Below are 13,998 nucleotides of genomic sequence, written 5' to 3'. Positions count from 1 at the left end.
TATGTAACAGCATTAGTGATTCATGTAGTACAGTTTTATATAATATGTCATATTTTTAAATATATACAAGATTTAACTGAATTTTTTTGAAATCTGTAATATATATTTTTTCTTGGTGTTACAATTTTTTCACTTGAAATATATGTCGGACGATGTTTAAATTAAAATCGTGAGTATAAAATTTGCTAATGATGAAACGTTTTCATATTTAGTGAATTTGATCAGATAAAATCGAGCGGTTTGTGGAAACATCCACACAACTACCAAGAGAAAAAGGGGCGAAAGACTAGATGTCAAAAATCATCGCGATTAACGCAGGAAGCTCTTCCTTAAAATTCCAATTATTTGAAATGCCAAGTGAAACAGTATTAACAAAAGGTTTAGTAGAACGTATCGGTTTAGAAGATAGTATCTTCACTATTACTGTAGATGGCGAAAAACAAAAAGAAATTACAAACATTCCAGATCACGCAGTAGCAGTTAATATGCTTCTAAAAAAATTAACTGAAAACGGAATCGTTAAATCTCTAGATGAGATTGGCGGTATCGGTCACCGTGTTGTTCACGGCGGCGAAAAATTTGCTGACTCTGTTTTAATTACTGATGAAGTATTAGCTGATATCGAAGAATTAAGCGATTTAGCACCACTTCATAACCCAGCAAACGTTGTTGGTATTAAAGCATTCCAAGAAGTATTACCAAACGTACCAGCAGTAGCAGTATTCGATACAGCATTCCACCAAACAATGCCGGAATCTGCATTCCTATACAGCCTACCATATGAGTACTATGAAAAATTCGGCATCCGTAAATACGGTTTCCACGGAACTTCTCATAAATATGTAACTGAGCGTGCGGCTGAATTATTAGGTCGTCCAATTGAAAGCTTAAGCTTACTTTCTTGTCACTTAGGTAACGGTGCAAGTATCGCAGCAGTAGAAGGCGGTAAATCTATCGATACTTCTATGGGCTTCACTCCACTTGCTGGTGTAACAATGGGTACACGTTCTGGTAACCTTGACCCTGCGTTAATTCCATACATCATGGAAAAAACAGGCCAAACAGTAGAAGAAGTAGTTAACGTATTAAACAAGAAGAGTGGTATGTTAGGTCTTACTGGTTACTCTAGTGACCTACGTGACATCATTGCGAAAGAAGAAGAAGGCGACCACCGTGCGAAAGTAGCACTTGATGTATTCGTAAGCCGTATCCACAAATACATCGGTTCTTACACTGCTCGTATGAAAGGTGTAGACGCAATCATCTTCACAGCTGGTGTAGGTGAAAACAGTGCGATTATTCGTGAGCGCGTATTAGAAGGCCTTGAGTACATGGGCGTATACTTTGATGCAAAACGTAATAACGTATTCGGTGAAGAAGCATTCATCAGCTTCCCACACTCTCCAGTAAAAATTATCGTAATTCCAACTGACGAAGAAGTTATGATTGCTCGTGATGTACTACGTCTTGGAGATATTGGTTAATATATGAAAAGAAAGACGAGATCCTATAGGATTTCGTCTTTTTTCTTTCTGAATGAATGCCGTAATAGGAATCCATTTCGCATAAGATATTGTTTGCTCATCTTGTATATTCACTTTTTCCATTTCATATAGTGACGTGTCTAATAAACGTAAAGAATATAGTTGAATGATTTCATGAGCAATTTCTCCATCTAGATGAAAGACATTTTCTAAACAACCTAAATAATTGGTGATTTCTATCTCCGTATGAAGCTCTTCTTTAAACTCCCGAATAACAGTATGTGCTGATTTTTCACCAAGTTCAATTGAACCGCCAAGAGGACGATAATATATTTCGCCTTCTGTATAATATTCTTGTACGAGAAGGCGATCTTGATGTACAGCAAGACCGAAAGCTTTTGCACGTGGATACATATACAATCACTCCTTATTTGTTTTGTATAAGGACGATTATAATGTATGGTGTGATAAAAGTATCGTGTATTTAAGTGTGCGGTCTAACTATAATTCCATCAAATAAGTCTTTCCAAAATGCTTCATTGTATTGGTATACATCCATAATAGGACATTTTATAACGCAAATATTTTGTAATCCCCAATCTTCTTGGGTGATGGTTGGTACATCTTCAGGAATGAGTAATAGGACAGAGAATGTATGTGTAACGATTTGAGATAAAATTTGTTCTAGGGAACATGCTTCTTCATATGTTCCTCCAGTTCGAATAAATAATATGGATGCTGCCGTTTCAATTGTAGTTAGAAAACGATTAATACGATGTTCATAGTTTAACTTAATTTCTGTATAAGAAGGCCAAGAAGCTGGTGTGTTTACATCTGTTTTAAAGTCATGGCAAGAGTCGATTTCATATAGATTATCACGGAGTCTTAATTTTGCACCATCATCCCAAAATGAGATGAAGGATAAATTTTCGAAATTTAAAAAGCGGTCAAATCGATTTTGTAATAATACATTCACTTTTTCTAATGAGGGGCTTAGCATAAAATCAATAACGCCAAAAAAAGGTGATAATTCGAATTGATATAATGCCCAAGCAGGCCAGCAGTTTTGTCCTAAGCTGAATACTGCGTTATAATTTTGTTTTAGATTGGATAGATTCATGTGATGCAACTCATCCTTTTTGTTAATATTTTATGCCATTCAAAAATGGTATGTGAATAAAGATAGACAAGCATATTTGCAAAGAATAAGCAGAAATATGTTACAATAGAAAAAAATCGAACGAGGTGGTTGTTACGATGCGATCGAAGCGAGAACAAGCCATTTTAGACAATATAAAAGAATGGGAAGCGCAATTAGTTGAGCAAGAAGCGACCGATTTTCAAAAAGTGTTTGATAAATGGTTACATAGTACAGTTGCGAAATTACCTGAGAAAAAGCGAAAAGAATTCTTCACGAAAGCAGATGGATGGCTCTTTCATTTGCATGCATTTATTCAAAGTTCACAAGCACAGTTAGATGCACGTAATCGGATTTTAGGAACATCAAGATTATTTGATGAATCGATTGAACAGCTTGAAGATTTGAAAGCATTATCTATTGATCAATTAACATACATAGCAGAGCAGCAAACAGCACGTCATCGTCTATATTCATTTGTACAAGGCGGGGCAACAGGTGCTGGAGGTTTATTATTATTAACGGCGGATTTTCCGGTTATGATCGCGTTAAATGTGAAGGCAGTCCAACTTATTGCAACATCATTTGGACATGATGTGAACAAGCCGTATGAAATGATGCTTGCGTTAAAGGTGTTTCATGCGTCATTACTACCAGGAAGACTTCAGCAATATGCATGGTACAATTTATTGCAAGAGCTGGAACAAGAAGATTCGTTCTTCTACGAAGGAGACGAAGCAGTGCTACAAACAGCTTCTACTGAGGTTGTGTTAAAACAAATTTTGAAGACATTTTCGATTTATGCTCTTCGTCGTAAATTATTCCAAGGTATACCGGTAATTGGAATGGCAATTGGATCTACAGTGAATTATCGTTTAACAAGAAACGTTACTGAATTTGCAAATAGATTTTATCAAGTGCGTCACATAGTCGAGAAAGAAAAAAGAGCATAAAAAAAGCGAGAGGCCGAAGCCTTTCGCTTTTTTAATTTGTTGCATGCTTTTTGGACATTGGAATAGATACTGGTTGCTTTTCTTCTGCTTTTGGATAATAAATTAAATCCAATGTTTTTGCCTGTACGGCAATTGAAAGAATAGTAAAAGCAATTTCTGTCCAATTTAAATAATATAATGAAAGCGCAAGAACAATCGCGTCAAAGACGAAGAAAATTTGCCCAATTGTAAAACGTGTTTTTTTACTTAATACAATTGTTAAAATATCGTCTCCACCGGTTGCACCGCCAAATCGCAATATAAAACCGAGTCCAATACCAGCTAACGCACCGCCAACTACTGCAGCTATAAATAAATTGTTTGATAAATCGACCGTAAATGGAGAATAATTTTCCATAAGAGAATAAAATACTCCGAATGAAATTGAACCTAAGAATGAATAGCCAACCATTTTTCTACCTAACAATGAAGCACATAGTAGAATAATTGGGATATCCATCATTACAGTTGAAATAGATGGTGAAATATCATAAAAATTTTGGATGAATAGTGCGATACCTACAAAGCCACCTTCTGTTAAGTGGTTTTGGAAGTGAATGTGATATAGCGCTGCTGCTAAAATAAATGAACCGATTAAAACCATAAAAACTTCTTTAATAATTTGTCGACTTTGGATGTTCCTCATCGTTATTCCTTCTTTCCGTAGTTAGTAGTCCTTTTTGTGTTGTAAACTAACTACGAGCTCACATGTAGCTTTCAGTTAGTTTACGAAAAAAACTAACTACGCTATATGTCGCTGAAGAAATAACGAATAATCCTCTCGTCCATCAATTCTCCCTACCTTCGTTTTAGTTTAAGTCTTAAAACGACTAAACAAAACGTGGAGTAGGATTCGTCATTTAGCAATCCTGCTCTTCTTTGTTTTGTTTAGCTAGTAACAATTAAGTCCTAAACAAAACGCTATGTGTAAGAAGAGTCTTTTTTTTGCCAAATTATCCTTCGGGCAATCATAATTTCCCCACTCTCGTATTTTTTTTCGCTAGACTAAAGTATCTGAGCTGAAAAATACGCTACGTGTATGATTCGTCAATACGATGCCACATGCTCCTTCGAGCGATCATGATATCAAAATCCCTTCCTTCAAGATTTATACTATTATATCATACTTTTAAAAAATGTATGCGGATGGAAACCGACAATAAACGGAGGGAATCTACAAAAAATGTTATGTTTAAATATTTTTGTAGAAAAGCCTAAGTTATTTCTTACTTATTGGACAGTTTGTAACGGTTTGTCCAATAAGTAAGAAAAAAAGGGTTTTATTCCGTTGTATTCTTTTCATCACTTTTATCTTTAAAAAACGCATCCCAACTAATCACACTTAAAAAAGTTAAAGCGATAATAACGAAAGCACGCATAAGCTTTAGACCTCCTTTTGTACATAGTATATGAATCATTCGATTCGGAATGTGTCATTTTTTTACAAGTCTTAACTGTTATGAGAGTATATTAATATAGATAGATGATGGGGGAGTGAAGGTATGCTAAAAGAAATGTTCAAAAGAAAAGAATTAATATGTATTTCATGTCAGAAAAAAATTCAATATGAAGAAGAACTCGTCGCTTTTGTAAAGTTGCCGAAAGAAAGAAGTATATTAGTTGGTCCATTCGATGTATGTTTGGCGAAAACAGCACAAGAAATATATTGTAAATCATGTTACGACAAAAAAAGCATGACCCAAAGTAATTGAGGGGCATGCTTTTTTCATTGGTGTGCTTTCCCCTCAGATACATTTTGAGTGAGTCGATACCAAAGCCAAAGGTCATTAATGATGGAAGCAAGATCGGCAATTTCTGAATTTAGTTTACAAGAAACTTCGAAGTCTTCTTCGTTATTTAAATAATGTTGTTTTGTATTAATATAGTGCTCAAGTTCTTTTATACGATCAGGAATTTTCCCGCGAACTTGTTCCCATTTTAATAAAATAGCGTGTTGCATTTTTTCGGGGATATCTTCCCAATCTTCTTGTAAATGCGGAATTTCAATGCCGAGATGTTCATCGTAAAAGAAATACTTTTCCATAAGTTCACCCCCGTTTTCCTGCTTATATTGTACATAAAAACAGAAAGAAGTTCGACGGAATTGTTTGAAAAAATTTGAAAATGACTCTTGATACATTTTGTAAAAGGTGTTAAAGTGTGAATTATTATAAAAGAAAATGAATATTTATTCTTTAGGGGGATGCAAAATGGAGAAGAAAAAAGTTGTATTAGCATATTCCGGAGGTCTTGATACTTCCGTTGCAATTAAATGGTTACAAGAGAAGGATTATGATATTATCGCGCTTTGTTTAGACTTAGGGGAAGGCAAAGACTTAGCATTTGTAAAAGAAAAGGCACTTTCAGTAGGTGCAATTAAATCATATATGATTGATGTTCAAGAAGAATTTGCAAACGAATATGCATTGATGGCGATGCAAGCACACACATTATACGAAGGGAAATATCCTCTTGTTTCGGCGCTATCACGCCCACTTATCGCGAAGAAATTAGTAGAAATTGCAGAGCAAGAAGGAGCGACTGCAGTTGCACATGGATGTACAGGGAAAGGAAATGATCAAGTTCGTTTTGAAGTTTCTATTCAAGCATTAAATCCTTACTTAGAAGTGATTGCACCTGTACGTGAATGGAAGTGGTCACGTGAAGAAGAAATTGCCTATGCAAAAGAAAACGATGTACCAATTCCGATTAATTTAGATAGCCCATTTTCAATCGATCAAAACTTATGGGGACGCAGCAACGAATGTGGAATTTTAGAAGATCCATGGGCAGCACCGCCAGAAGATGCATATGAGATGACACTGGCATTAGAAGATACACCGAATAAACCAGAGTTTGTAGAAATCGGATTTGAAGCAGGCGTACCGACGACTTTAAATGGTACTGCATATTCACTTGCAGAATTAATTAAAACGCTAAATGCACTTGCTGGAAAACATGGCGTTGGACGTATTGATCACGTAGAAAATCGTCTTGTCGGTATTAAATCTCGTGAAGTATACGAATGCCCAGCAGCAATGACGTTAATTACTGCGCATAAAGAGTTGGAAGATTTAACACACGTAAAAGAAGTAGCGCATTTTAAACCAGTGATTGAACAGAAAATAACAGAACTTATTTATAATGGTTTATGGTTCTCGCCTTTAAAACAAGCGCTTCATGCATTTTTACAAGAAACGCAAAAGAATGTAACAGGTACAGTGCGTGTGAAATTATTTAAAGGTCATGCGATTGTAGAAGGACGTAAATCTGAATACTCTTTATACGATGAAAAATTAGCAACATATACTGCTCAAGATGAATTTAATCATGATGCAGCAGTTGGATTCATTTCATTATTCGGTTTACCGACGAAAGTATACAGCCAAGTGAATCAAAAGAAGGTGGAAGCGTGAGCAAACTTTGGGGCGGACGTTTTACAGAAGAAGCGGAAGCATGGGTTGAAGAGTTCGGAGCATCCATCTCCTTCGATCAACAATTAGTAAATCAAGATATAAACGGAAGTATTGCACACGTAACGATGCTAGCAAAGCAAGGCATCGTTACGAAAGAGGAAGCCGAGAAAATAAAGATAGGTCTTCAATATTTATTAGAAGAAGCGAAACAAAATAAATTGCATTTTTCAGTTGAAGCGGAAGACATTCATTTAAATATCGAAAAGATGTTAATTGAAAAAATCGGTGAAGTGGGAGGGAAACTTCATACTGGCCGAAGCCGTAATGATCAAGTAGCGACAGATATGCACTTATATTTAAAAGAAAAAGTAGAACATATTATAAAAACTACAAAACAATTGCAGACGGTTCTTGTTCATCAAGCAGAAAATAATATTGAAACGATTATGCCTGGCTATACGCATTTGCAGCGTGCGCAGCCGATTTCATTTGCTCATCATATTCTCGCTTATTTTTGGATGTTAGAGCGTGATGTGAGTCGTTATGAAGATTCGTTAAAGCGTATTAACATTTCGCCGTTAGGGGCAGGAGCGTTAGCAGGGACAACATTCCCGATTGACAGAGAATATAGTGCGGAGCTTCTTGGATTTAATGGAATCTATGAAAATAGTTTAGATGCAGTAAGCGATCGTGATTTCATACTGGAGTTCCTAAGTAACTCATCTATGCTCATGATGCACTTATCACGCTTTTGCGAAGAACTTATTTTATGGAGTAGCCAAGAGTTTCAATTTATTGAAATGAGCGATCAATACGCAACGGGAAGTAGTATTATGCCGCAAAAGAAAAATCCTGATATGGCGGAACTAATCCGCGGTAAAACAGGCAGAGTATACGGTAATTTATTTAGTTTACTTACAGTCATGAAAGGATTACCACTCGCTTACAATAAAGACTTACAAGAAGATAAAGAAGGAATGTTTGATACAGTTAAAACAGTAGAAGGTTGCCTTCATATTATGGCGGGCATGCTTGAAACGATGACTGTAAACAAAGAAAAAATGGGGCAAGCTGTGACGCAAGATTTCTCCAACGCAACAGAAATTGCCGACTACTTAGCAAGTAAAGGACTACCATTCCGTCAAGCTCATGAAATTGTTGGGAAGCTAGTGCTACACTGCACACAAAACGGAATTTATTTAGTAGATGTCCCACTTGCAACGTATAAAGAGATGAGTTCGTTATTTGAAGAAGATTTGTATGAAGTTCTTTCAACATATGAGGCTGTAAAGCGTCGTAATAGTGCTGGTGGGACAGGGTTTGAGCAAATTGAAAAAGCTTTGGAGAAGGCGAAAGGATTAGTTGGAGAGTTTGTTGGAAGTTGATTGATAGGAAAGAAGGTACGCTAACCTTAGTACAGGAAAGCGTACCTTCTTTTTGATTTTTACAGCTTAAAATGAATCATACTTATGTCGATCTTCCGTAATTCGAATATACTCAATATCCATTAAATCTCGTAGTAATGCACCGTTACTTAGTTCAATTCCGTGTGTCTCTTTAAAATGTTCACGGATTGTCTCTAACATTTCAATTTCTTTTCCATTCACATCTAAAATAATACGTTCAGAATCATCCATATAGCATCCTCCTTTTTTAAACATATATATTTTGTCCGTCTATTTCTAAAAAATGTATGTTAACGTAATGTTAGGAAATAAGAAAGGAATGGAAAATGAGGCGTATTTATTTTATAGGGGTAATTTTGTATACGTTAGTTGTATTACATGTTGCATTCCCAAATATCTTTTCATTTGAGGATTTAGAAACAGTACACGTTGCGATATTTATTTTTGCTCTATTTGTAGTAGATTGCTTTATTTCTATATGGCTTTCGAAAAGAAAAGATATACAAGGTAAAAAAGAAATGGAACGGAAAAGGAGAAAACGTTCATTTTGGATGACGACGTATTGCTTTTCTTTAGCAATTGCTGCTGCTTTTCTTTAGCAATTGCTGCTGCTTTTTTTAGTGAGCATATTCCGTTAGAAAGATTAAATATTGGATTTGGAGCGTTCGTATTTGCATACTATTTTTTTATGCACTTTCTTCCTTATATGAAAGAAAAGAGAGGAGAAGAGGAAGACCAGCTTGTAGAAGAAGCGAGAGAACAAGAGAGTAAGAGATTTGAAGGAGATATAAAGAAACTTGGAGAACAAAAGTGGTATTTAAAATCAAAAATCATATACGTTCTTTGCTTTATTACGCCGCCAATTGGTTATTTATATGTTTTCTTTCTTCGTAAAAAAATGACAGAAGGTGCAAAGCAAACGTACTTAATGGTTGCGACGATTATGATGGCATTATGGTCTTTGAAGTTTCTACCTCCTTATATCTTGGCAATTACCGTTGTTGTTATAGCTTGTCTTGTATTTCTAGTAAAATATGTGAAATGAAAAACACCAAGCCCATGTGGACTTGGTGTTTTATCTATAAATTAAAGCTCACCTTGTTCCTCATCACCACGAACAACAAGGACATCGCATTTCGCATAGCGAATAATATGTTCAGAGACGCTACCAATTAGGAAACGCTCAACAGCATTTAAACCAGTCGCGCCACACATAATTAAATCTACTTTATGGTTTGGAGCGATTTCTTTTGAAATTTTAGATTTAGGGTTACCAAATTCTAATACAGTTTCAATTTTTTCAAGACCAGCTTCAAGCGCAGTTTTTTTGTAGTCTTCTAATAAGTCTTCTGCAAATAGATTTGCACGTTCAGCAATTGCACGGCTATAAGCCTCTACTGCTGAGTACGCTTTTACATCAACGATATGAGCAATTGTTAATGTTGCATTATTGCGCTTTGCGACTTGAATTGCTTTTTTAAAGGCTTTTTCTGCTTCTTTAGAACCATCCACCGCGATTAAAATATTTGTATATGTATTATTCATAGTAAATTCCTCCCAATCTGTTTTATAACTGTTTACAACTTAATTATAAAACAAATTTTGGTAACGTGCTTGCCAGAAACGTTACAGAATTTTGAAAACTCTGTTTCAATTCATTTTAGTTGTAATTGGAGCGAGAACTTGTTACATATGAAGTATAGCAATTTAAAAGGGGGCAGTTTTGTGAGACATGCGCTCATTACAGCCGGTACGAAAGGTTTAGGAAAGCAAGTAACAGAAAAGTTATTGGCTAAAGGCTATTCAGTAACAGTAACATATCATAGCGATATAACGGCTATGGAAACGATGAAAGAAACATATAAAAACGTAGAAGAGCGTCTACAATTCGTGCAAGCGGATGTCACGAAAAAGGAAGATTTACATAAAATGGTAGAAGAAGCGATAAGCCGTTTTGGCAAAATTGATTTCTTAATTAATAATGCTGGTCCATATGTATTTGAACGAAAAAAGTTAGTCGATTATGAAGAAGATGAATGGAATGAAATGATTCAGGGTAATTTAACAGCGGTATTTCATTTGTTGAAACTTGTCGTTCCGGTTATGAGAAAACAGAACTTTGGCCGTATTATTAATTACGGATTCCAAGGGGCAGATAGTGCACCGGGATGGATTTATCGTTCAGCTTTTGCAGCAGCGAAAGTAGGACTTGTTTCATTAACGAAAACTGTTGCTTACGAAGAAGCAGAATATGGAATTACTGCAAATATGGTATGCCCTGGTGATATTATTGGTGAAATGAAAGAAGCGACAATTCAAGAAGCACGTCAGTTGAAAGAACGTAAAACACCAATTGGTAGATCTGGAACAGGCGAAGATATCGCAAGAACGATTTCGTTTTTATGTGAGGAAGATTCCGATATGATTACCGGTACAATTATTGAAGTAACTGGTGCAGTAGATGTTATTCATAGACATCGATAGAGAAAAATAAAGTGAAGATTCGAATGATTGGACAGTTTATCCTTTATGCTGATAGGTGCGGATAATACTGTCCTTTAATATAAAATTAAATCTATCGGAAAACTTATATTATTTTTTGTCAAATATTGAGATATTATGTTAAAATATAAGAGCGTAGAAAGCGCTTTAAAAAATGATTCAGGGGTCATTTCATAACTCAAGGGGGAACTAATAATGCGTATCGGTATTCCAACAGAAATTAAAAACAATGAAAACCGCGTGGCAATGACGCCAGCGGGAGCAGTACATTTAGTGCAAAATGGTCATGAAGTTTTTGTTCAAAAAGGAGCAGGTTTAGGGTCTGGCTTTACGGATGAAGAATACGTACAAGCTGGTGCGAAACTTGTTGAAACTGCTGAAGAAGCATGGAATCAAGATATGGTTATGAAGGTAAAAGAGCCAGTAGCAAGTGAATACGGCTATTTTCGCGAAGGTTTAATTTTATTCACATACTTACACTTAGCTCCAGAACCAGAATTAACGAAAGCATTAATTGATAACAAAGTTGTATCAATTGCATACGAAACAGTACAATTAGATAATCGTTCATTACCATTACTTGCACCTATGAGTGAAGTAGCAGGTCGTATGTCTGCACAAATCGGTGCACAATTCCTTGAGAAAAACAAAGGCGGTAAAGGTATTTTACTTGCAGGCGTTCCAGGGGTAAAACGCGGCAAAGTAACAATTATCGGCGGTGGTCAAGCTGGTACAAACGCAGCGAAGATTGCAGTAGGTTTAGGTGCAGATGTAACAATCATCGACTTAAGCGCAGAACGTCTTCGTCAACTAGATGACATTTTCGGTAACCAAGTAAAAACATTAATGTCTAATCCATACAACATTGCAGAAGCTGTAAAAGAATCTGACCTTGTTATTGGTGCAGTATTAATTCCAGGTGCAAAAGCGCCAAAACTTGTAACTGAAGAAATGATTCAATCAATGGAACCAGGTTCTGTCGTTGTAGATATCGCGATTGACCAAGGTGGTATTTTCGAAACAACTGATCGTATTACAACTCATGATAACCCAACTTACGAAAAACACGGCGTTGTTCATTATGCAGTTGCTAATATGCCAGGTGCGGTTCCACGTACGTCAACTCTTGCATTAACAAACGTAACAGTACCATATGCAGTGCAAATTGCGAACAAAGGCTACAAAGATGCTTGCCTAGGCAACACTGCATTATTAAAAGGTATTAACACATTAGACGGATATGTAACATTCGAAGCAGTTGCAGAAGCGCACGGCTTACAATACGCTGATGCGAAAGAGCTTCTTGAAAAAGCTCCTGCTTTATCATAATAGAGACAAATTCAAGACCTTCCTTTATGAGGAGGGTCTTTTTTTATGGAGAAATAACATGTGAATAATTGTTATTTATTGGTGTAAATTGATTTTCATTATGATAATTTAGAATTATATAACAAAAAGAGGGGATTCAATGGGGAGCAAAAAGAGGAAGAAAAAGCAAGCTAAAAGACAAAAGTATATAAAGAAAAAACAGGAACAGAACATACCTCTTTCAAAAAAAGTGGTCATTATGATAGAGAAAACATTTCGGTATATTTGTATGGCTCTGTATGTGATTTTGTGTATGTATTCATTTGGAGTGTTGTACAGTTTTGAGATAACCCCCAATATTATTGAGAGCATTCTAGAAGTTGCACTTGTCGTAATAGAATTAGCCTTATTCGTTATACTCTTTGCTACAGTATGGCCTAGTCATGAAAGTAAGAAAGATAAGCAAAGAAAAATGAGAAAAAAATCTTCATATGCTTCAAGTTCATCAAGTGGATTCAGTGACTACAGTGGCAATGATTGTAGCAGCTCAAGTGATGATGAGGGAGATTGCGGAGGTGGTGGAGACTAAGCTAGTTTTTCAGAAGAACGACTAATGAAAGGATGAGACGAAAGATGGAAACTGTGAACTTAATAGAATTAACAAAGGACATTCAAGATCAACATAAAAACTTCGTCGTTTCAAATGTAAATAGTCATTGCTTACGAATCGCTGTATTTACTGGTGAATATGATTGGCACTATCATTCTAATTCGGATGAATTATTCATTGTATTAGAGGGAGAATTACTTATTGATTTTGAGGATGGAGAAACAGCGGTATTAAAGCCAAATGATTCTATTTTAATTCCAGCATGTACGATTCATAGAACGAGAGCATTAAAGAGAACGGTAAATCTTTGTTTTGAAAATATAGAGGCGGATACAATTATAGTGGAGCAATTATGAAAAAATTATCTGTAGCCGAGTATAGAAAAATCCTTCCGATTTTAGAAAGTTATACAAAAACGACGACGTTTGCTTATGCGGTATGTGATCAAATGATAGATGGTGAAGTTTTTACAAACGGGCAGTTAACAGCAGGATTAATTATTACAGGTAACGGTATCTATTATTTATTTGGTGATACGGATGATCACAAGTATAACGAAAATTTATTTGCATATTTAAAAATGGCTATTGAAAAAACAGAGAAGAGATTTACACTCTTTACTTCAAGTGAAGAGTGGGAAATGATGATAGAAGGGCAATTTAGTAATATACTTCGGAACATTCCGCGAATGAAATTTCAAAGCATAACCTTTGAAGAGAAAAAACAAGATTGTAACATAAATACATATGAAGTGAAGCGTATTGATAGAAAAGATATAGCACAAAGCAATGAATTTACAGAGGAATATTATAAAGAATATTGGGGATCAACTAAAGTGTTTTTAAATAATGGCTTTGGATTCTGTATAGAACAAGATGGGATAATTGTAGCGGAATGTGTTTCGATATTTAACGGGAATGGATTTGCTGAAATTGATATTGTAACGCATGAAGCATATCAAGGGAAAGGATTAGCCCAAGCTGTTGCAATGCGGTTCATTGAACATTGTATGAAAAATAATATTACACCGTGCTGGGATTGTTATGTAGACAATATTCCTTCGCAAAAATTAGCTAGTAAATTAAGTTTTTATCATCCAATAGAATATAGATTGCTTGTACGTAAGAAAACGGGGGAATAAA

The 13,998-nt window shown here is 35.5% G+C and carries 16 protein-coding genes and 1 pseudogene; 11 read left to right on the top strand and 6 right to left on the bottom strand.

All coding sequences use genetic code 11. The features are described 5' to 3' along the window. Nucleotides 1-290 precede the first annotated feature (290 nt). Nucleotides 291-1,484, top strand: coding sequence for an acetate kinase (gene ackA / locus F3I02_RS07850; RefSeq protein ID WP_000034575.1), 1,194 nt, complete (start codon nucleotides 291-293; stop codon nucleotides 1,482-1,484). On the opposite strand, the gene F3I02_RS07845 is transcribed toward ackA, so the two are convergent. Next, the gene (locus tag F3I02_RS07845; protein ID WP_196477799.1) at nucleotides 1,461-1,898 is read right to left on the bottom strand and encodes an NUDIX hydrolase; all 438 of its coding nucleotides are present in this window, start codon (nucleotides 1,896-1,898) and stop codon (nucleotides 1,461-1,463) included. The genes ackA and F3I02_RS07845 overlap by 24 nt on opposite strands. Before the next feature lie 70 nt (nucleotides 1,899-1,968). After that, nucleotides 1,969-2,604 carry a DUF1796 family putative cysteine peptidase gene (locus F3I02_RS07840; RefSeq protein WP_196477798.1) on the bottom strand — a complete coding sequence of 212 codons (636 nt, stop codon included), beginning with the start codon at nucleotides 2,602-2,604 and terminating at the stop codon, nucleotides 1,969-1,971. Between the two features lie 137 nt (nucleotides 2,605-2,741). Between F3I02_RS07840 and F3I02_RS07835 the strand changes: the two genes are divergently transcribed. After that, complete coding sequence (locus F3I02_RS07835; RefSeq protein ID WP_196477797.1) at nucleotides 2,742-3,575, top strand: EcsC family protein; 834 nt, start codon at nucleotides 2,742-2,744, stop codon at nucleotides 3,573-3,575. Between the two features lie 31 nt (nucleotides 3,576-3,606). On the opposite strand, the gene F3I02_RS07830 is transcribed toward F3I02_RS07835, so the two are convergent. Next, nucleotides 3,607-4,260 (bottom strand): YitT family protein, encoded by a 654-nt coding sequence (locus F3I02_RS07830; RefSeq protein WP_089148226.1) that lies wholly within the window; start codon nucleotides 4,258-4,260, stop codon nucleotides 3,607-3,609. Nucleotides 4,261-5,116: 856 nt separating this feature from the next. Here F3I02_RS07830 and F3I02_RS07825 point away from each other — a divergent pair. Next, nucleotides 5,117-5,326 carry a hypothetical protein gene (locus F3I02_RS07825; RefSeq protein ID WP_000910674.1) on the top strand — a complete coding sequence of 70 codons (210 nt, stop codon included), beginning with the start codon at nucleotides 5,117-5,119 and terminating at the stop codon, nucleotides 5,324-5,326. 14 nt (nucleotides 5,327-5,340) lie between these two features. Here the strand turns inward: F3I02_RS07825 and F3I02_RS07820 are convergent, their stop codons facing one another. Next, entirely contained in the window at nucleotides 5,341-5,658 is a 318-nt protein-coding gene (locus tag F3I02_RS07820; RefSeq protein ID WP_000417120.1) for a hypothetical protein, read from the bottom strand. 166 nt (nucleotides 5,659-5,824) lie between these two features. On the opposite strand from F3I02_RS07820, the gene F3I02_RS07815 reads away from it, so the two are divergent. Together F3I02_RS07815 and argH are read left to right on the top strand one after the other, a co-directional pair. Beyond that, nucleotides 5,825-7,030, top strand: a complete 1,206-nt coding sequence (locus F3I02_RS07815; protein WP_000412307.1) for an argininosuccinate synthase — start codon at nucleotides 5,825-5,827, stop codon at nucleotides 7,028-7,030. Further along, nucleotides 7,027-8,415, top strand: a complete 1,389-nt coding sequence (argH, locus tag F3I02_RS07810; protein ID WP_196477796.1) for an argininosuccinate lyase — start codon at nucleotides 7,027-7,029, stop codon at nucleotides 8,413-8,415. The genes F3I02_RS07815 and argH overlap by 4 nt, the downstream gene beginning before the upstream one ends. A gap of 66 nt (nucleotides 8,416-8,481) precedes the next feature. Here argH and F3I02_RS07805 read toward each other — a convergent pair whose 3' ends face one another. Beyond that, on the bottom strand, nucleotides 8,482-8,667 hold the full coding sequence (locus tag F3I02_RS07805; protein WP_000342764.1) for a hypothetical protein: 186 nt from the start codon (nucleotides 8,665-8,667) through the stop codon (nucleotides 8,482-8,484). Between the two features lie 95 nt (nucleotides 8,668-8,762). Here F3I02_RS07805 and F3I02_RS07800 point away from each other — a divergent pair. Beyond that, a pseudogene (locus tag F3I02_RS07800) lies at nucleotides 8,763-9,481 on the top strand (hypothetical protein). Nucleotides 9,482-9,522: 41 nt separating this feature from the next. On the opposite strand, the gene F3I02_RS07795 reads toward F3I02_RS07800, so the two are convergent. Next, on the bottom strand, nucleotides 9,523-9,981 hold the full coding sequence (locus F3I02_RS07795) for a universal stress protein (RefSeq protein ID WP_001066673.1): 459 nt from the start codon (nucleotides 9,979-9,981) through the stop codon (nucleotides 9,523-9,525). Between the two features lie 147 nt (nucleotides 9,982-10,128). Here F3I02_RS07795 and F3I02_RS07790 point away from each other — a divergent pair, with 147 nt between their 5' ends. The 5 genes from F3I02_RS07790 to F3I02_RS07770 all read left to right on the top strand — a co-directional run bounded on the left by F3I02_RS07790 (nucleotide 10,129) and on the right by F3I02_RS07770 (nucleotide 13,997). Beyond that, entirely contained in the window at nucleotides 10,129-10,920 is a 792-nt protein-coding gene (locus F3I02_RS07790; protein WP_033703588.1) for an SDR family oxidoreductase, read from the top strand. Between the two features lie 213 nt (nucleotides 10,921-11,133). Further along, entirely contained in the window at nucleotides 11,134-12,267 is a 1,134-nt protein-coding gene (ald, locus tag F3I02_RS07785; protein ID WP_001219405.1) for an alanine dehydrogenase, read from the top strand. Between the two features lie 139 nt (nucleotides 12,268-12,406). Then, the gene (locus F3I02_RS07780; RefSeq protein WP_196477795.1) at nucleotides 12,407-12,835 is read left to right on the top strand and encodes a hypothetical protein; all 429 of its coding nucleotides are present in this window, start codon (nucleotides 12,407-12,409) and stop codon (nucleotides 12,833-12,835) included. Between the two features lie 44 nt (nucleotides 12,836-12,879). Continuing rightward, the gene (locus F3I02_RS07775; protein ID WP_000450939.1) at nucleotides 12,880-13,212 is read left to right on the top strand and encodes a cupin domain-containing protein; all 333 of its coding nucleotides are present in this window, start codon (nucleotides 12,880-12,882) and stop codon (nucleotides 13,210-13,212) included. After that, a complete protein-coding gene (locus F3I02_RS07770) occupies nucleotides 13,209-13,997 on the top strand; it encodes a GNAT family N-acetyltransferase (RefSeq protein ID WP_196477794.1) in 789 nt (262 codons plus the stop codon). The genes F3I02_RS07775 and F3I02_RS07770 overlap by 4 nt, the downstream gene beginning before the upstream one ends. The last annotated feature ends 1 nt before the right edge of the window (nucleotide 13,998 follow it).

The sequence above is a fragment of the Bacillus sp. SRB3LM genome, from assembly GCF_015712745.1.
Lineage (GTDB): Bacteria > Bacillota > Bacilli > Bacillales > Bacillaceae_G > Bacillus_A > Bacillus_A thuringiensis_K.
This window is presented reverse-complemented; position numbering and strand designations above follow the sequence as displayed.